Annotated in this window: 13 protein-coding genes; 8 read left to right on the top strand and 5 right to left on the bottom strand. The window is 52.6% G+C overall.

Features of this window, described 5'->3' with window-relative positions:
• Positions 1 to 78: 78 nt before the first annotated feature.
• Complete coding sequence (locus LDL70_RS17195; RefSeq protein WP_022710659.1) at positions 79 to 759, top strand: hydrolase; 681 nt, start codon at positions 79 to 81, stop codon at positions 757 to 759.
• Positions 760 to 864: 105 nt separating this feature from the next.
• A complete protein-coding gene (locus tag LDL70_RS17190; protein WP_370637848.1) occupies positions 865 to 2,559 on the top strand; it encodes an amidohydrolase in 1,695 nt (564 codons plus the stop codon).
• Positions 2,560 to 2,633: 74 nt separating this feature from the next.
• Here the strand turns inward: LDL70_RS17190 and LDL70_RS17185 are convergent, their stop codons facing one another.
• Complete coding sequence (locus tag LDL70_RS17185; protein WP_225688680.1) at positions 2,634 to 5,714, bottom strand: efflux RND transporter permease subunit; 3,081 nt, start codon at positions 5,712 to 5,714, stop codon at positions 2,634 to 2,636.
• A gap of 28 nt (positions 5,715 to 5,742) precedes the next feature.
• Positions 5,743 to 6,888, bottom strand: a complete 1,146-nt coding sequence (locus tag LDL70_RS17180; RefSeq protein WP_225688679.1) for an efflux RND transporter periplasmic adaptor subunit — start codon at positions 6,886 to 6,888, stop codon at positions 5,743 to 5,745.
• A 254-nt stretch (positions 6,889 to 7,142) separates the two neighbouring features.
• Here LDL70_RS17180 and LDL70_RS17175 point away from each other — a divergent pair, with 254 nt between their 5' ends.
• The 6 genes from LDL70_RS17175 to LDL70_RS17150 all read left to right on the top strand — a co-directional run bounded on the left by LDL70_RS17175 (position 7,143) and on the right by LDL70_RS17150 (position 17,002).
• The gene (locus LDL70_RS17175) at positions 7,143 to 7,670 is read left to right on the top strand and encodes an RNA polymerase sigma factor (protein WP_225688677.1); all 528 of its coding nucleotides are present in this window, start codon (positions 7,143 to 7,145) and stop codon (positions 7,668 to 7,670) included.
• Positions 7,671 to 7,676: 6 nt separating this feature from the next.
• On the top strand, positions 7,677 to 8,633 hold the full coding sequence (locus tag LDL70_RS17170) for a FecR family protein (protein WP_225688675.1): 957 nt from the start codon (positions 7,677 to 7,679) through the stop codon (positions 8,631 to 8,633).
• Positions 8,634 to 8,790: 157 nt separating this feature from the next.
• Entirely contained in the window at positions 8,791 to 11,514 is a 2,724-nt protein-coding gene (locus tag LDL70_RS17165; RefSeq protein WP_225688673.1) for a TonB-dependent receptor, read from the top strand.
• A 180-nt stretch (positions 11,515 to 11,694) separates the two neighbouring features.
• A complete protein-coding gene (locus LDL70_RS17160) occupies positions 11,695 to 12,195 on the top strand; it encodes an RNA polymerase sigma factor (protein WP_121993562.1) in 501 nt (166 codons plus the stop codon).
• A gap of 85 nt (positions 12,196 to 12,280) precedes the next feature.
• Positions 12,281 to 13,237, top strand: coding sequence for a FecR family protein (locus LDL70_RS17155; RefSeq protein WP_225688671.1), 957 nt, complete (start codon positions 12,281 to 12,283; stop codon positions 13,235 to 13,237).
• Positions 13,238 to 13,348: 111 nt separating this feature from the next.
• Positions 13,349 to 17,002 carry a TonB-dependent receptor domain-containing protein gene (locus tag LDL70_RS17150; protein WP_225688669.1) on the top strand — a complete coding sequence of 1,218 codons (3,654 nt, stop codon included), beginning with the start codon at positions 13,349 to 13,351 and terminating at the stop codon, positions 17,000 to 17,002.
• 46 nt (positions 17,003 to 17,048) lie between these two features.
• Here the strand turns inward: LDL70_RS17150 and cydX are convergent, their stop codons facing one another.
• Genes cydX through LDL70_RS17135 form a run of 3 tightly spaced genes read right to left on the bottom strand, consistent with a single transcriptional unit; the run spans position 17,049 to position 19,973 of the window.
• A complete protein-coding gene (gene cydX, locus LDL70_RS17145) occupies positions 17,049 to 17,180 on the bottom strand; it encodes a cytochrome bd-I oxidase subunit CydX (RefSeq protein WP_116088341.1) in 132 nt (43 codons plus the stop codon).
• Between the two features lie 49 nt (positions 17,181 to 17,229).
• Positions 17,230 to 18,375: a cytochrome d ubiquinol oxidase subunit II gene (cydB, locus tag LDL70_RS17140; protein ID WP_116088342.1), complete on the bottom strand. Its 1,146-nt coding sequence runs from the start codon at positions 18,373 to 18,375 to the stop codon at positions 17,230 to 17,232.
• Positions 18,375 to 19,973: a cytochrome ubiquinol oxidase subunit I gene (locus tag LDL70_RS17135; RefSeq protein WP_033315882.1), complete on the bottom strand. Its 1,599-nt coding sequence runs from the start codon at positions 19,971 to 19,973 to the stop codon at positions 18,375 to 18,377. Before LDL70_RS17135 ends, cydB begins: the two co-directional genes overlap by 1 nt.
• Between the last annotated feature and the right edge of the window lie 78 nt (positions 19,974 to 20,051).

The raw sequence follows: 20,051 nt of genomic DNA, 5'->3' as shown, positions 1-20,051 counted from the left end.
TGCGGGGCAGAACAAGTTGTCTGACCGCACAGCAGATACCCCGTCCGCGAGGCGGATTAACAACTGAGGAGACTTAAAATGACCAATCCGGCAAATTTCAACGGCCAGCGTCCTGTTATCGACCCAAATGATGCAGTTATGCTGCTGATCGACCATCAGAGCGGCCTGTTCCAGACTGTCGGCGATATGCCAATGCCTGTTCTGCGCAACCACGCAACTGCGCTTGCCAAGATCGCAACACTGGCCAATATTCCGGTTATCACCACCGCTTCTGTTCCACAGGGTCCGAACGGCCCGCTGATTCCGGAAATCCATGCCAATGCGCCTCATGCGCAATATATTGCCCGTAAAGGCGAAATCAATGCATGGGATAATCCGGACTTTGTTGCAGCCGTTAAAGCAACCGGCCGCAAAACCCTGATTATTGCCGGTACAATCACCAGTGTTTGCATGGCCTTCCCGTCAATCAGCGCTGTGCAGGATGGTTATAAAGTCTTTGCTGTTATCGATGCTTCCGGCACTTATTCGAAAATGGCACAGGAAATTACTCTGGCACGTGTGATGCAGGCCGGCGTTGTGCCGATTGATACCGCAGCTGTGGCTTCTGAAATCCAGCGCAGCTGGAACCGTCCGGACGCTCAGGAATGGGCTGAAGTCTACACCAAGATTTTCCCTGCCTACCAGCTTCTGATTGAAAGCTATGTTAAGGCACAGGAAGTTGAGAAAAACCACGAAGTTCTCGACTCAATGCGCAAGTAACAACAAAAACGGCAGGCGGTTTCCGCCTGCCGTTTTTTCATTAATACTAACACAAGCAATAAATATCTGAATTCCGCTTCAACTATTCGGAAGGGATATCAAGCCATGCATGCTGTTCTCAAAACCACCCCTCTTATATTTGCCGGTCTGGCTGCGCTGATGAATCCTGCCGCGGCGAATGATGCAAATCTCATTCTTTACAACGGCAAAATCATCACAATGAATGAAAACCAGCCTGCTGCAACAGCGCTGGCGATTTCGGGCAATCATATTCTTGCTGTTGGTGATGACACGCTCGCAGAAAAATTCAGCACTGACAAAACCCGCCGCATTGACTTGCAAGGCAAGACTGTCATTCCGGGTCTGGTCGATACTCATATTCATGCCATTCGCGGCGGTCAGACTTATACATCCGAAACCTATTGGTATGATGAAACCAAACTGCCGGACGCTCTGAAAACCTTACAAGAGGCAGCAGCAGAAAAACAACCGGATCAATGGGTTGCCGTTGTCGGCTCATGGTTGCCAGAACAGTTTGAAGAAAACCGCGCTCCGACTGTGGCGGAACTGAGCAAAGCCGTTCCCGATCATCCGGTCTATGTTCAATATTTGTATGATTATGCTTTGCTCAATGAGAAGGGTATCGAAACCTTAAAACTCAATGAAGCCGAACCGGCCCTACCGCAGGGTATTCAGGTTGAGCGCGATGCGAATGGCAAGGCAACAGGTAAATTACTGGGGCATATCGGCTCCTATAATGCACTCTTTGCCAAGATGATGCCCGCAGATCGCCAACAACAGTTGCAAAGCATGCAGGTATTTTTCTCGGCGCTTAACAGTGCCGGTATGACTGGTTTTATTGATCCATCCGCTGGCCCTTCTTCCGCCTATGAAAACCTCTTTGCCTTGCAAATGGACGGCAAACTGACACTTCGCGCAGGATATCGCATTCCGGCCATGCAATCCGGTACGGAAGCGGAATGGTTCAAAAACCTTATGGCTTTCCGCCAGCCTTATTATGACACCGGCATGGTCAGCTTTCTCGGCATTGGTGAATCCATCGTCGCAGCCATGAATGACGGCGTTCAGATGGGGCCTGGCTTCACCTCTCCGCAGGCAGCCAAAGACGAGTTACGCAAGGTCGCACAATTTGCTGCACAACGGCGTATTCCGCTGGAAATTCACGCCTATACCGATGATGCAGCCAGCGATATTCTGACCGTGTTTGAAGATGTGAACACGGCTTATCCCTTGCAGGATTTACGGTGGTCTCTCGCGCATCTCAATACTGGGTCAGAAGCTACACTGGAGCGGATGAAAAAGCTGGGATTGTCCTACACCGTACAGATGGGTCCTTATTTTGAAGGCCCTGCAATTCTGAAAGCCAATGGCGAAGATATTGCTGCCAAATCCCCGCCAACCCGTGCAGCTATTGATAAAAATATTCTGGTTGCAGGCGGCACGGATTCCACGCGTATCGGCATTTATGGCATCTGGCAGGCGATTGAATATCACGTTACCGGCCGTTCGCTCGGCGGTGTTATCCAAAAAGCAGAGGATCAATTGCTGTCCCGTGAAGAGGCTCTCGCGCTCTATACGAAAAACGCGGCATGGATCGGTTTTGCGGAGCAGAACCGCGGCACACTGGAGACAGGAAAACAGGCCGATCTCGCAGTTCTGGATCAGCCTTACCTGACCGTTCCGGCAGAAGAAATCGACAAGATACGCTCGGTTCTGACCATTGTAGACGGCAAAATCGTGCATGAAAATCTGACGGAAACACCCGCAACCGCGCAATAAATATAGATTGCCGGACAGCTAGCCAATAGCAGGCAAGGAGCATAATCCGCTCCCTGCCTGCTATATCCGCACATTCAGAGCACCTCACCCGAGACAGTATGTTTTCTGTCTTCATCGGTTACCGAAGTCAGCTTTTTCAGCTTTCTGCTCAGCCAGTTGTTCAGATCATCCATTGCGGTAAACATAACCGGCACGAAAACCAGACTGAGTGCCGTTGAGGTTATCAGCCCGCCGATCACAGCAACCGCCATCGGCGCGCGAAACTCCGCATCCCCGCCGATACCAATGGCAGCAGGCACCATCCCTGCCACCATGGCGATTGTGGTCATGATAATCGGCCGGACACGCGTAATACCGGCTTTCAGCAAGGCCGCATCGCGATCAAGACCTTCCTTGCGGCACTCAATGGCATAATCTACCAGCAGAATAGAGTTTTTGCAGACAATCCCCATCAGCATCAGAATACCGATAACCGATGACAGATCCAAAGCCGCACCATAGAGAAGCAGTGCAATCGCCGCGCCGCCGATGGAAAGCGGCAAGGCAATCAGAATGGTAAAAGGTTGCAGAAAATCCTTAAACAACAGCACCAGCACTGCCGCCACCATCAGAATACCGGTCAGCAGCGCCAGTCCGAAATTACTGAACATTTCTGCCATATATTCCGCACTGCCATATTCCACTTCGCGGACACCTTCAGGCAGGTTTTTATAGGCGGGCAGCGCAGCAATCGCTGCCAGTGCCGTGCCGAGCGTCGCATTATTATCCAGATTAGCCTGCACCTCGATCATCCGCATCCGGTTCAGACGCTCTACACGGCTCTCCGCAGAACCGAAGGAAATATCCGCAACGGAAGCAAGCGGAACCGGATTGCCGGTTGAAGTTCCCACTTTCAGGTTCTTCAGCATATCCAGATCGCTGCGGGCAGAATTTTCCAGCAGAACACGGATCGGTATTTGCCGGTCACCCAGATTAAACTGCGCCGAATTGGCATCCGTCTCACCCACTGTTCCGATGCGGGCAACCATACCGATCGAGGCCGGTGACACACCAAGGCGCGCAGCTTCATCCAGACGCGGTTTTACATGCAGCTCCGGTGCAGGCAGAGGTTCGGATGAAACCACATTGGCGAGTTCCGGCAGTTCACGCATCTGGGCTTCCAGCTCGCGGGCAGCACGGGTGAGATTTTCTCCGCTATTGCCGACGAGAATAATAGCCACTTCTTTGCCGCCGCCGTCTTTTGTAAAGGTGAACTGAATATCCGGTATTGCAGCAACCAAAGGACGGATAACCGCTTCGAATTCCTTCTGGCTTGTCTCCCGTTCCGCACGCGGCTTGAGATTAATCAGCAGGGAGAACTCATTCACACCATCCGATGATGTGGCCAGAATATCCTTTATCTCAGGTCGTTTCAGCAGCTGATTGACAATGTCGTCTGAGACACGGGCGGTCTCATCAAGGCGGGTACCCGGTGCCAGAGTTACGCTGATTTGTGAAACATTGGAGTCGCTTTGCGGCATGAAGCCGGTGGGCAGCAATGTCATGAGATAGACCGAACCGGCAAAAATACCCGCCACCATGGCAAAGGTTGCTTTACGGTGATGCAGCGTCCAGCTCAGCAATCCGAGATACCAACGGCCAAGTACAGAAGATCCCGGCGCTTTATCACTCACCGGATGCGGCTGCAACATATAGGCAGCCATCAGCGGCGTGAGCAAACGAGCAACAGCGAGGGAGACCAGCACCGCAATCGCAACAGTCAGGCCGAACTGTTTGAAATATTGCCCGACCGCACCGCCGATAAAACTGACCGGTGCAAAAATAGCGACAATCGTCAGGGTTGTCGCAACAACAGCAAGGCCGATCGCATCCGATGCTTCTAGCGCTGCAATATAGGGGCGCTTGCCCATATGAATATGGCGCTCAATATTCTCTATCTCCACAATCGCATCATCAACGAGAATACCGATGACGAGTGTCAGAGCCAGCAGACTGATGCTGTTAAGTGTAAAATCGAGGAGATACATCGCCGCAAATGTTGGCAAAATGGAAAGCGGCATGGCCACCGCTGCGATCACGGTCGCCCGCCAGTTGCGAAGGAAAAGAAACACCACCGCAACCGTCAGCGCAGCGCCTTCCAGCAGTGTGGTGATCGCATTATTATAGCTCTGCACCGTATATTCGACCGTGGAGCTGACCTCCCTGATCTCTGTGCCCGAATTGAGCTGTCTTATGTCCTCAAGCCGGTTTTTGACACCATTGGCAACAACCGTATCGCTATAGCCCTTTGCACGGAACACAGAAAAGCCAACCACGGCTTTGCCGTCCAGACGGGAGAAGCCGCGCGGCTCACCCGCCCCGTCCTGTATTGTGGCAATCTCACGCAACGGGATCCACCGGTTGCCCGGCAATAAGATCGTTAAAGCGGAAAGCTCTTCCACCGTTCTGGCGCTTGCAATCGTGCGCAGCGACTGCTCCCTGTCGCCGATATTGCCCCGCCCGCTCGGCACATTCACATTCAGCTCGCGCAAAGCAGAATTGACCTGATCCGCCGATACACCAAGTGCCAGCAACCGCTCCGGTTTCAGCGCAATACGCACCTCACGATTGACACCGCCCAATCGCTGCACTTTCTGGACACCGGGCACTGCCAGTAGTTCACGGGTAATCGTATCATCCACGAACAATGACATATCAACCGCCGAAATATCCGGCGCGGAAATCGTGTAATAAAGGATTGCCCCGCCTTCAACATCGACACGGCTGACCACCGGTTCCTGAATAGTCTGCGGCAGATCTGAGCGGATCTGCGCCACGGCCTCACGCACATCATTGGTGGCACGGTCGGGATCAACCCCGATGCGGAACTCGACTGTGGTCGTCGACACACCATCCGCAATGGAGGAGCGCAGATGTTTGACCCCTGCGATGCCGGATACCACACCTTCAATACGGCGTGTAATCTGCGCTTCCATTTCGGAAGGGGCAGCACTGGCCTGCGTTACCGCAACCGTCACCACGGGAAAGGATACATTGGGATTGGCATTCACCGGCAGCTTATTGAATGCAGCCCAGCCGGCAAGGGTCAGAACAATGAAAAGAACAAGCGTCGGCACCGGCTTGCGGATGGCCCAGGCGGAAATATTACTGGTCATAAACAATACTTTCAGGGAATCCGAATTTTCAAGGCGCTCGTGCAGGAACAGGTGTTACTGTCTCGCCGTCACGGAGCAGCGGCCCTGCTTTTTCAATGATGTAATCACCTGCATTTAAGCCGGAGCGGATTTCAACAGCTCCGTTCTTGCGCAAGCCGAGCTTGACTGTTTTCTTGACAGCCTTGCCGCCGACAACAACAAAGACCGAGGCATCGGATGCCTCACGGCCATGCAAAAGCGCAGAGTCATTGACCAGAATTGCCTTGCTTTGCGAGAACACCACGTCTGCCCTGCCGAAAGCACCGGAGAAGAGCGATATTTGCTTGCCCTCAATCGCGATATAGGCTCTGCCCAGCCGCGTTTGGCGGTCGATTTTCGGCGACAATAAGCGGATATGTCCGGCTGCGATTTTACCATCCGGCAGTGTGACATGCGCCGCCTGACCTGCTTTCATCAGCAGGATTTCACTTTCCGGCACTTCAGCCGCAAATTCTATTTCGCCGTCACGAATAAGACTGAAAAGCGTGCCGTTACCAGCCAGCGCACCGACACGGGCATTGCGCTCCGAAATGATACCACTGACCGGCGCATGAATAATCGCCCGTGCTCTCTCGCTTTTAGCCTCTGCCAGCTGCGCCTCTGCCTGCGTGAACTCGGCCCTTGCCACCGCCACACTCTGCTCGGCTATATTCAGCGCCGACAACTTGTCATCATAGGACTGTTCGCTGACAGCACCATTGCTGCGCAGGCGCTGTGTGCGGTTCAGATTGGACTGTGCCTGTATCTGTGCAGCCTCCTGCTGAGCCAGCCACGCACGGGCGCGGGCAACACGCGCGTCTGTTTCTCTGAGCTTGATATCCAGTTTCACTGTATCCAGCCGCACCAGCACCTGTCCGGCGGTTACATAATCACCGGCCTCCGCCTCAACCGCTGCAATATGCTGATCCTGTAATGTTGTGCCTACGGCCACTTCTTCTCGCGGCACAAACAATCCGTTAAAACCCAGTTTCCATTCCATTGGCACCGGCTTGGCCACCGAAGTGGTGACAGTGCGCTCCGTCACGGTGATCTGAGCCCCCGCAATCGCCGCATCTGCACGGGCAGCCTCAGCCGGAAAAGCCGTTGAAACGGCCAGAGAATATGCGGACAGGGAGAGGCATAACAGAAACCTCATATGTAATTACCTTTCAGGTTGGCGGAATTGCATCCGGAACGGCAACACAAACAATATTTTTGTTAAGCTTCGGCGCAGAAACTACAGGAAACTGCTGAACCCGCCCAAACGCGGCGATTTTGATCTTTCAGCAGCATTTTCAGCGCTACACACAGGATATTCCTGCGCCGAAATTTTTCAGCTTTTAAATATGAGTATTTTTGTATAGTATTATAAGTCCATTCATTCGCCCCCCTTGCACGCAGTCACACGGCATGAGCATTCAATCAACCGATCATTCTGCAGACCTGTTGTCTGTCTATTTACGGCAGTTGAAATGGCTGCGTGAAAAGCTCAAAAAACGCACCAGCTCCCATGAGCTGGCCGATGATGCTTTGCAGGAAACATGGCTGCGCCTGTCCAAAATACAGGAACGCTCTTCTGAGGTTCGCGATCATCGCGCATTCATCATGCGGATTGCCAATAATATTGCGATTGATCTGCTGCGCAAAGAACAACGCCATCACAAAGCCTGCCTCAGTGACGAAGAAACATTACAGGCGATTGCCGATACTGCTCCGTCACCGGAAGCTTTTGCGATTGACCGGGATCAATTGCGACAGCTTATTTACGCTCTGCTGCAATTACCGGAAAAGCCGCGCAAAGCCTTGTTGCTGGCACGTTGCGACCTGCTGACCCATTATGAGATTGCTCACCGTCTGGGTGTATCGGAAAGCATGGTCGCACGTTATCTCGCGCAGGCATTGCGCCATTGCCGCGATCATTTTCGTACACTCACCTGAGCCGCTATGCCCGGAAAAATCAAATATAAAACGGATATCAGCTTAAGCGATGAGGCTATCGACCGGATTGTGCAGCTCAGCTCCGGACGGGCAACCGCACAGGATCATGCAGGATTTGCGAACTGGCGCCGTCAAAGCACTGAGCATGAAATGGCTGCACGCGAGGCCGAGGCACTGTGGCACGGTATTGGCAGTGCCGGTAAAAGCCTGCGTAAATCCGCAAAGCAAAAACAATTCACCAGACGCACAGTTCTCGGGCTAGCCGGACTGATAACCGGCGGTGCCGCGCTGCATCAGACGGGACTCATCGGGCCGCGTCTCTATGCCGATTATACAACCGGTACAGGTGAGCAGCGCAGCATTACGCTGACTGATGGTTCAACCGTGTTTCTCAATGCCGGTTCTGCACTCTCCGTTGATATGTCAGCAAATGAGAGACGCCTGACCCTCTATGAAGGGCAAGCCTTGTTTACTGTCGCAAAAGACGCGGCACGCCCGTTTATCGTTGAGGCACTTGACGGGCAGACCCGTGCTCTGGGCACGGTTTTTGATATTGATATCAAACCTCAGCAGGTTGCTGTCACGGTGATTGAAGGCACTGTCGGCGTCAGCAGCCGGATACAGCCCGCAAACCAGACAAGCAATATGGTGGTCGCCGGTGCTAATACCCGCATCCGCTATGAAGACACAGGTAATATATCCGCACCGGAAGAGGTGGATTCCGACATTGAAACCGCATGGCGCCGCGGCAAACTGATTTTCAACGCCAAGCCGCTCCGCGAAGTCGTTACAGAAATTGAGCGTCATCGCGGCGGAACAATTGTTCTTGCCAGCAACCGCCTGCAAACATTGCAGGTCACCGGCGTTTTTGATCTCAGCCAGCCGGAAGAAATTTTACAGGCTATTGAAACCACCCTGCCTGTCTCCGTGATCCGCCTGCCTTTTGTGACAATTTTGCGCTAAAAAACTACCCGATTCAAATTTATGATAAAAATAATCATATTTTTATATTTTACCGGTGCAAGATCAGCCACGCCGTTTCGTCTTTGAATTATGAGGCCGGAATTTCCGTCATGAGCGGAGGCCGGAATGTGTCATATTGGTAAGGCGGAATATTTCCATGCAGGCTATCATCAAGGCGAAAAAGCTCTCTTTGTCCCAACATGCGCAAAAGGCCGGACTTCTGGCTTCGGTTGCGTTTATTGCAGTGCTTGGCACCGGATTGCCGATGATTGCCCATGCGCAGAGCACTGTATCGCAGACGATCAGTTTCAATATCCGCGCACAAAATCTGGGTTCAGCACTGGCCGGTTTTGCTGATCGTGCCGGTCTCAAACTGTTGATGCGATCCGATATGGTATCCGGCAAGACAAGCCCTGCTGTGCAAGGCACGATGACACGGGAACAGGCACTGGGCAGATTGCTGTCCGGCTCCGGCCTGAATTACTCTATTCAGGGCACAACGCTCACAATTCATGATCCGGCAGGAAGCGCCCAATCCGTAGTTGCACCGGACGGCACCGTGACGCTGAACACAATCACCGTGACCAATGGCGGTTCAATCGCCGCGGCTGAAGCGCCATATCACACGGCAGCACCGACCTCTTATATTTCAGAGCAGACGATTGAGCGTTTTCGCGGCGCAAGCCCTGCAGACATTTTCCGCGGCACACCGGGCGTGATGTCCGGTGAAGCCCGCAATGGTGCCGGTGCGATTGATGTGAATATCCGCGGTATGCAGGGCATGGGGCGCGTGGCCACCACCATCGACGGTGCGGAAAATGCCATTAATGTCTATCAGGGCTATCAGGGCATCTCGAACCGCACCTTTGTTGATCCGGATTTTCTCGGCGGCATTGATATCCAAAAAGGCTCTGATGCTGCATCCAGCGGCATTGCCGGTACGGTCGCCATGCGTACAATTGAGGCGGGCGATATTGTCAAGGAAGGCAGCCGCTTCGGCCTGCGTGTGAAAGGCGGTTTCGGCACCAATTCCAGCAAACCTGAAGAGGGTAACGTTGCTGGCTACAAAATTGAAAACCGAGGATACCCTCTCCCGCAGCAGTCAGATATAGACTATGTTAACAATTCCAAAGTTTCTGCCTCTGATAACACAATGAACCGCCCGGCTTTTCTAAAGCCAACAAATGGCTCAGGCAGTATCGTTGCGGCAATGCAGGATGAAAATATCGAATTGCTGGCAGGTTATGCCTATCGTAAGCGCGGCAATTATCATGCAGGCAAAAACGGACCTGCTGCAGATATTATTAATCGCGGCGGCATGATAGCCTGCCTTCAATACTGTAATGTTCCATCTAATTACCAATGGTTTCCGAACTTTATTGAGAACACTGGTATTGCCAATTTCCGCCCGGGCGAGCAGGTTCTCAACACCCAACTGGAAACAGAATCTCTGCTACTAAAAGGCAAGGTAATGTTTGGTGACGGGCATAGTATTCAGCTTGGTTATACAGGCTTCGATAGTGAAGCAGGTGCCATTAAGGCCAATGCTTTGAACAGTCTCCAGTTACAAGCCAAACAACACCGCCTGACGACGGATATGGAAGCGCATACAGGAACATTTAAATATCGCTGGGATCCTGCCGACAATGACCTGATTAATCTGAAAGCCAATCTCTGGGGTACGAAACTGAAACAACGCAACCCGACCGATTGGCTGCCGGCAGATGCACCAGCCGACTTTAAATCCGGACCGGACCTGTGGACATGGGGCGGCGATATCAGCAACCGTTCACAGTTCACGACTCCCTATGGTGATTTTGATATGACCTATGGTGCATCATACAAAAAGGAAGATACCAAGCCGACAGAAGCCACAAGGAAATGGGACACGTTTCTTGATCTGCGTGACGGCACCCGTGAAGAAGCTGCGGCCTATATCAAAACGGCATACAAACCGGTTGACTGGCTGACGGTCAATGGCGGGATGCGTTATTCCCATATGTGGTCGCGTGATCGTAGCCAAACTCATATTAACCACCCCGACATGGTCTATGGAAAAGCCCGCTTCAAACAGGGCGGTTTCAGCCCGTCATTTGGCGTAACAATCGAGCCGTTTGAAGGCGCACAATTTTACACCAATTATTCCAGTACCTTACGCGCTCCGAGCATTATGGAGGCCGTGTCCGCTTTCAACATGACTGTAAACGAAGACACTAAAGCTGAGCGTGCGAACAATTGGGAAATCGGTGCGAACTTCATTCAGAATGACCTGATTGCCGGTACAGATCAGGCTATGCTCAAACTGGGTTACTTCAACTGGGATGTAAAAGATTACATCGCCCGCGATTTTCATAGATATGCAAACTCCCAGAATGTGCGCATTTTCAATATTGACCGCGCCCGTTTCTCCGGTTTTGAAATGTCGGCGAATTATGCGCTCGGCGGTTTCGAAGCCACACTGGCTGCCAATTATTATCTGAATGTGGAGTTCTGCCGTACCGCTGAAACCTGTGAAAACAAATCTCTCTATGCCGACTATGCCACCAATCAGGTACCGCCTAAATATGGTATAGATCTGACCCTGACCCAGAAATTGCTGGATGATGCACTCACAGTCGGCGGTCGCATTTCCTATACCGCATCGCGTGCGAGCGGACATGGTGATGTCACAGGTCAGGGCATGTCGCAGTTTATCACGATGATCAACTGGCAGCCTTACACATTGGTAGATGTGTTTGCAGAATATAAAATCAACGACACTTATACCGCCAGCGTGCGCGTGGAAAATCTGACAGACCGGTTCTATGTCGATCCGCTCAGCCTTGCACAGCAGCCGGGACCAGGCCGGACATTCTATGCATCTCTGACGGCCAATTTTTAAGGTTCGCAGGGACAACCAGACCGCTATGCCGTTGGGTTACACTCACCGGCATAGCCCCTGCCCGTATCTGAAGCGAGATTTATGCCTTGCAAAATAAACTTGATTATTATAGTCAAGATTTATTCTATCATCATTGCCTGACGAGCCGGACGCATATGCTTTCAGAAAACGGTTACACAGATGTGGGATCTCCATCATCTTTTTAAAAAACATGCGCGTGATATTATACAATCATTACGCCGCAGAGGGCTTCCTGAAGAAACGGCTGCCGATCTGACGCAGGACACGTTTTTACGCGTTTTGGTTTCTCCCCCTGCGGAAAGCAAAACCACTTATAATCCAGCAGCCTATTTGTTCAGAATTGCGCGCAACCTCGGTACAGATCATCAGCGGCGTGAAGGTTTGCTGCGCAGAGCCGATCTCACACCCGAAGATTTTTCTGCCATTGCTGACCCCTCTCCCTCACCGGAAAAACAGGTCTATGACCGGCAAAAACTGATGCTGGCACAACAGGCTTTGCAGGAACTGCCCGCCCGAACACGCAAAGCATTCGAGATGCATCGTATGGATGAGATGACCATTGCGGCGATTGCAGCGGAACTTAATCTCTCCGTGGGCAGAACATGGACCCTCATCAGAGATGCCTATGAATTTATTGACAGGCGCCTTACCGGACTGTGACAAATTTCCCCATATACTGAAAATTAGCCACGCTCATTCGTAAACAGAAGTGAGACAGTAATCTATCCGGACAGGCTTGAAACATATGACCAATTCCGCTGATGAGACAGAGGAAGCACAGCGGCTGTTTCGTGAAGCAGCCGATCTGGCTATCCGTCTGCAAAATGACCCCGTTAATCCCGTTTCTGCCGACATGATTAAAACATGGGTCACCCGCAGCCCTGCCCATGCCGCAGCCTGGGCGCGTGTGGCTGCCATTCATGGCATGACCGGCACTTTGTTCTCAGAAAACCGGAAAATACCGGAGAAAAGCAAATTATCCCGCCGCAATTTTATCGCCGGAACCACACTCGGCCTTGGAGCCCTGACCACCGGCGCACTGACAGTACCGCAGCTGTGGCTGCTGTCGCAGGCCGATCACATCACCTCCACGGCAGAGATCCGGGACATTCCCCTGCCTGACGGCAGCCTCGCAACGCTGGGGCCTGACAGTGCAATTGCCGTTGATTTTTCCGAGCAAGACCGCCGTATCGGGCTGCTGTCCGGCATGGCGTATTTTCAGGTTCAGCCGGACAGCGCAAGGCCTTTTACCGTCTCAACCGGCCCTATGCTGGTCACTGCGCTGGGCACGGCTTTTGATGTTTCTGCAGAAAAAGGCTTTCTCTCTGTGGCCGTAGCGCATGGCAGTGTTGAAGCCAGAACCGGCACACCGGCAGGAGAAAAGCTGGAGGCCGGTACGTGGCTTAGTTTTGACAGTACAACCAGCCGGATTACCCGCGGCGATCAGGAGCCATCACAAATTGCAGCATGGCGCTCCAATATGCTGTTTGCGGAAAATGAAACCGTTGCCGCCCTTTGTGCAAAAATTTCCCGTTGGCAAAACGGGCGCGTATTGATCGCTGATCCTTCACTCGGATCACGCACGGTCAGCGGTGTGTTTGATCTTAACGACCCTGATGCAGCCATTGCAGCAGTTGTCCGGCCTTTTGGCGCTAAAACACGAAAAATTGCGTCTTTGCTGACAATTGTCTCTTCCGTATAAAATATGAGTAAAAACTGAATATTTTTATCCGCCACTCGTAAAGAAGAATATGAGGGCGTTTTCTCATGCAGAAAAAACGCCTGTAATGATTGACCGACGGAGTGAGCAGGCATGACAGGCGCCACCAAACAAGCGGCACGACACACCAAATGCAGCAAAGCCATGATAGCCGCTTTGCTGGCAACCACCGCAATGATAACCGGCGTGGTTCTGACAGCAACCAGCTTCAATGCACAGGCACAGCAACAGACAGGCTTCAATATTCCTTCCGGTCCGCTCAACCGTGCACTCGCAGCCTTTGGCAGCCAATCCGGCACCCAGCTATCCTATGAACCTGCCGTCGTGCGCGGGAAATCTTCTCCGGGGATTTCAGGTGCAGCCACCAAAGAGCAGGCACTGGCGCGGATTTTGCAAGGCTCCGGCCTGACCTATAATTTCACCGGTACAAAATCCGTGCTGATTACCGAGCGTCTTGCCGCCAATACCGGCGGCGCTGCGCCGGACGGCTCACTCATTCTGAACCAGATAACTGTTTCCAGCGGCGGAGCAATCGCCGCCGCAACAGCGCCTTATGAAACGGCAGCACCAACCACCTATATTTCCGGCGAAACAATTGAGCGTTATCGCGGTTCCAGCCCTGCGGATATGTTCCGCGGTACACCCGGTGTCAAATCCGGTGAAGCCCGCAATGGTGCAGGATCAATTGATGTCAATATTCGCGGTATGCAAGGCATGGGGCGCGTATCCACAACCATTGACGGCGCGGAAAACTCCGTCACCGTCTATCAGGGCTATCAGGGTGTTTCCAACCGTACCTTTGTTGATCCTGATTTTATTGCTGGCGTGGAAATCAACAAGGGCGCAGACACCGCTTCATGGGGCAATGCCGGTTCGGTCAGTATGCGCACCGTCGGCGTGGATGATATTGTTAAAGACGGTAATCACTGGGGTATCCGCGTTAAAGGCGGCATTGGCGGCAACACGTCCAAACCGCTGGCCGGCGCTCTGAGCGGTTATCAGTGGCCCTTTGCGCCATGGGATGCAATGAAAGCCCCTGTCGGTTCAAAAGACGGTTTGGACAGGCCGTCATTCCTGTCTCCGACATCCGCTTCCGGCAGTATTGTCGGCGCCTATAAAGGCGATTCAATCGATGTTCTGGCCGGTTATGCGCGGCGCAAACAGGGCAATTATCATGCAGGAACGCGTGGTTCTGCAGCGGCCGATCCGGTCAATCTGGGCAGACAGCCTTATTGTAATTCAATGGTTGCCATTCATTGCACACCCAGAAGCCCGAGTAATTACTGGAACGAATATTATGCCAATCAGGGGCTGACCAATTACCGTCCGGGTGAGGAAGTCCTCAACACCCAGCTGGAAACCGAGTCATGGCTGGCAAAACTCAATGCCCGTTTTGCGGATGATCATGAAGTGCAGCTCGGCTATATGGGTTATCGCAGCGAGGCCGGTGACAGGCTGGCCTCACGCTTGAGCGGCATTAAAGACCAGTCCATACAGCAAAAGCAAACCGCGGGAACCAGCCTCGACACGGTGACTGCGCGTTATAACTGGAAACCGGAAGACAACGAGTTGATTGATCTGCGCGCCAATCTCTACTGGACGCATCTGCAATTGCGTAATCCGGTACGTGGCGGTCGTGGTGTTACACCGGGAGGGATCGGCCTGCCTGCCGATTTCCGTGTCGGATCTGACAGTGATATGTGGGGCGGGGATGTCCAGAACAAATCCTCTTTCACTTTTGATGCAGGCGATCTGGATTTGACTTACGGCACGTCTTTCCGTGTGGAAGATACGCGCGGCAGTGAACATTCCGCAGCTCTGGAAGGCTGGATGACACCGCGTGATGCGATCCGCCATGAAATCGCGACTTATTCGAAGGCTGCATATAAGCCTGTTGACTGGCTCACTGTGAATGGCGGTTTGCGCTATTCGCATTTCTGGTCGAAAGACCGCTTTGATCCCTATGAGCGCAATCAGATCAAGAATGCAAAGGGACAGGGTTCCAGAACCAATGATGGCGGTTTCAGCCCGTCTGTCGGTCTGACTTTTGAACCGTGGGAACAGACCCAGTTCTATGTCAATTATTCCAATACACTGCGTGCGCCGAGCATTATTGAATCCGTTTCCGCATTCAACAGCGTTACTGCAAATACGGATGTAAAGCCTGAGCGTTCCAGTAACTGGGAAATCGGCACCAATGTCGTTCGTAACAGCCTGCTTACCGATGAAGATACGGGGATGCTGAAACTCGGTTACTTCAACTGGGATGTTAAAAACTACATTTCACGCAATATTGTTTATGACACTAAAAATCCGAGCAATTTTGCCCTGAATATCGGCAATATCCACCGCGCGAAGTTTTCCGGTCTGGAATTTTCCGGCCGCTATGAGCTGGACGGCTTCACGGCCGACCTTGCAGCCAATTATTATCTGAATGTTGAATATTGCCGGACACCCGACAGCTGCGACAGTAAGAGCCTTTATGGTGACTATGCCACCAACCATGTGCAACCGAAATATTCCGTTGATCTGACCCTGTCGCAGAAACTGCTGGAAGAACGGCTGATGCTCGGCGGTCGTGTCTCCTATACGGGGCCGCGCGCTATCGGTCATGGCGATGTGACTGCACAGGGCGCATCTGAATTCATCACACCGGTGCTCTGGAAGCCCTATGCGCTTGTTGACCTGTTTGCAGAATATAAAATCACCGACAATCTGACAGCGGCATTCCGCGTCGAGAATGTGTTTGATAAATTCTACATTGATCCTCTGGGGCTTGTGACGCAGCCGGGACCGGGCCGTACTTTCTATGCCAGCCTCACAGCCGAGATCGGTGGTGAACAACAATTGCCATCTCTACCATCCTTCCTGACACGGCGTCCAACGGCTGAAGGCGCTCCGATTGACTGGACAGGCCTTTATGCCGGTGCCCATGCCGGTGGTGTTCTTGGCCGTATATGGGGCAACACAACCGCTCTCGACGGCACCTCCAATGCTGTTTCGGCAACGGAATCCGCTGATTTCGGCATGGATAGCGGGTTGTTTGGTGTGCAGGCCGGTTATAACTGGCAATTACCAAATCGTGTGGTACTGGGCATCGGTGCAGACTGGAGCAAAACCTATCTGAATGCTGCACATAAAGCCCGCACAACAGAAGGCGATTTTGCCGGTACCGGCAATGTGCAGGCGCAGACCCTCTATGACATTGACTGGGCCGCCGCTGTGCGCGGTAAGCTTGGTTACGCGCTGGATAACCAATGGATGCTTTACGGCACCGGCGGTGTGGCCTTTGCCCGCGAGAGCCAGTCGCGCGAGCAATATCGTGTCAGTGCAGACAGTTCTGACAAGGTCACAGAAATTGCGCTGACTGAAAAGGAGAAAGCAACACGCTTCGGCTGGACAGCCGGCGGCGGGATTGAATATGCCATTAATGACCGGTGGTCGGTGATGGCGGATTATTCCTACACACGTTTCGGCAAAACCAATTTCAACTTTAACAATGCCCGTGCCGGTATCATGCGTGACTGGGAAACACAGGAAAAGATTGGTGTTGAGATTGTTGACCCGTCAAAACAGCCGGGCATGGGTGACTTCTGCACTCAGTTCCCGCAATATTGTGAGCCTTATGAAAAAGCGATCTATGAGACCGTCAAGCATGAAGGATCGTCGAGTGTTAAAAACGGACGCAAAGCATCCAATTCGCTTGATTTTCATACATTCAAAATCGGTGTGAATTACCGGTTCTGACAGGTCTCAAAAGCCGGTCTGAGAAAACTCAGACCGGCTTTTTTATTTAATGCTCAGAGCCTGTATGGCTATGTTCTTTGCGCTTGGCAGCATCATCCACCAGCTCATACCACATGGCGTTGAGCACCGCGAAAGCCGCTGCGAGAGGTAGTCCTAAAACCCAGGCGAAATACCACATTTAAAACCTCATATTATATAAGAGACAGAAATGATGACGAAAACGGGCATCAGTAATGCCCCTCTTCCAGATCGCTTTCCGTCACTTTTCCGCGCAGCACATAATAGACCCAGCTCGTATAGAGCATGATGATCGGCAGCATAATGCCGGTGCTGATCAGCATGATGAACAGGGTCAGATGGCTGGATGAGCTGTCCCAGACCGTCAGGCTGGCACTCGGATTCAGCGAGGATGGCAGGATGAACGGGAACATTGCCACACCCACCGATGTAATCACACCGAAGATCGACAATTTACCGAACAGCAATGCCACGAGCGGACGCCGTGCCCACAAAAAGAGGATCACCGCGAAAGGCGACAGCAGGCCGAGGGCAGGCACAGCCCACAGAGCCGGATAGCGCAGATAATTGGCAAGCCATGCGCCTTGCTCAACCACTGCGGTTTTAAACAGCGGGTTCGACGGGCCGTTCGGATCAATCTCACTGGTAATGCGGTAACCCAGACCGGATTTCCAGAGATACAGCCCTGCGGCGACATAAAAGACCACTGTCAGCAATGCGAGAAGCGTACCGTATTTTTTAGCACGCTCAGCCACAATGCCTGTGGTTTTGACACAGAGCCACACACAACCATGCATGGCCAGCATGATGACTGACATCAGACCTGCCAGCAGCGCAAACGGGTTAAGCAAGGCAAAGAATGAACCTTCATAGAAGATCATCATATCGTCATTGATACGGAACGGCACGCCGAGCAGCACATTGCCGACAGCCACACCAAAAATCAGCGACGGCACAAAACCACCGATGAACAATGCCCGGTCCCAATTGTTGCGCCACAGCGAGCTTTCACGCTTGTTGCGGTATTTAAAGCCGACCGGCCGCAGGATCAGTGCGAACAAAATGATGAACATCGCCAGATAGAAGCCGGAGAAAGACACCGCATAAAGCTGCGGCCATGCGGCAAAAATCGCACCGCCGGCCAGAATGAGCCAGACCTGATTGCCTTCCCAGACCGGTTCAATGGTTTCCAGCACTAGTCTGCGTTCCAGATCGGTGCGGGCAACAAATGGCAGCATGGTTTCAATACCAAGGTCAAAACCATCCATCGCCGCAAAGCCGATGAGCAGCACACCCAGCAATACCCACCAGATCAGGCGTAAGGTTGAATAATCAAGAAGTTCGGACAAAACCATTATTTTGCCTCCCCGATTTGTACCGGTTTACTGGGAACAGGTTTCTCAAAGGGTGCGGAAACCGGAGCATGATCCGGCTGCGGCCCGTTGCGGATCGCACGGATCATCACGCCCATCTCAATAATGAACAGAACTGTATAGATCAGGATAAATCCGCTCAGCGAGATCAGCACGGTTACGGGGCTGAGATTGGAGACCGCCACGGCTGTCGGCAGAACTCCTTCAATACTCCATGGCTGACGGCCGAATTCCGCAACCAGCCAGCCCATTTCTGCAGCCAGCCAAGGCAGAGGAATAGAGAAGACCGCAACCCAGAGCAGCCAGCGGTGTTTGTCCAGTTTTCTGCGTGCAGACAGGAAAAAGAAGGTACCGGTCAGCAACAGGAAATAGAAGCTCAGGCCCACCATCACACGGAAGGCAATAAACAGCGGCAGCACACCCGGAACAGTATCATTGGCGGCAGCCACGATCTGCTCATCCGTAGCAGTGCGCGGATCATCAACATATTTCTTCAGCAGCAGACCATAACCCAGACGCTCACCATATTGTTCAAAAGCCTGTTTGGCTTCTGCCGGTGCCTGCTCGCCCCGTGGCGTCGCTTTGATTGTCTGCAAGGCATCATAGGCCTTGATGCCGTCACGGATGCGATCCTGAGCCTGCAAAACCAGCTGGTTAATACCCGGAATTTCAATGGTCAGAGAGCGCGTACCGATCAGCCCCATCACATAGGGAATGTGAATGGCATAATGGGTCACGCGGTTTTCCTGATCCGGCACACCAATCAGCGTGAAGGATGCCGGAGCCGGTTCTGTATCCCACATGGCCTCAATCGCAGCCATTTTCATGCTCTGATGATCGGATGTCAGATAACCGCTTTCATCCCCCAGCACCACAACCGACAAAGCACCGGCCAGACCGAAAGAAGCCGCCACAGTCATCGAGCGTTTGGCCAGTTCCAGATGACGGCCTTTGATCATATACCATGCCGAAACACCGAGAATGAAAATGGAAGCTGTGACATAACCGGCCGAGACCGTGTGCACGACCTTGGCCTGCGCAACAGGGTTGAAAACAACGGCAAAGAAGTCCGTGATTTCCATACGCATGGTTTCAGGGTTAAAGCGCGATCCGACCGGATTTTGCATCCAGCCATTGGCCACCAGAATCCACAATGCGGAAATATTGGAGCCGATCGCCATCAGATAGGTCACGGTCAAATGCCCGATTTTGGACAGGCGATCCCAGCCGAAGAAAAACAGGCCGATAAAGGTTGCTTCCAGAAAGAAAGCCATCAGCCCTTCGAGCGCCAGCGGCGCACCGAAAATATCCCCGACATAGTGACTGTAATAGCTCCAGTTCATACCGAACTGGAATTCCATCACAACGCCGGTGGCGACACCGGTTACAAAGTTAATACCAAACAATGTACCCCAGAATTTTGTCATTTGCCGCCAGATCAGGCGGCCGGTCATTACATAGACCGTTTCCATGATCGCCAGCAGAATAGACAGGCCGAGCGTCAAAGGAACAAACAAAAAGTGGTACATGGCGGTGACTGCAAATTGCAGACGGGATAGTGAAACAATATCCAGTTCCATCATCATCCGCCGCGGGGGCGCGGCGCTCCTGTTGTAGCTTAGCGCCGGAAACTATTCGGTATCCGGCAAACTATGCTT

The organism is Pseudochrobactrum sp. XF203 (assembly GCF_020341615.1).
GTDB lineage: Bacteria > Pseudomonadota > Alphaproteobacteria > Rhizobiales > Rhizobiaceae > Pseudochrobactrum > Pseudochrobactrum saccharolyticum.
This window is presented reverse-complemented; position numbering and strand designations above follow the sequence as displayed.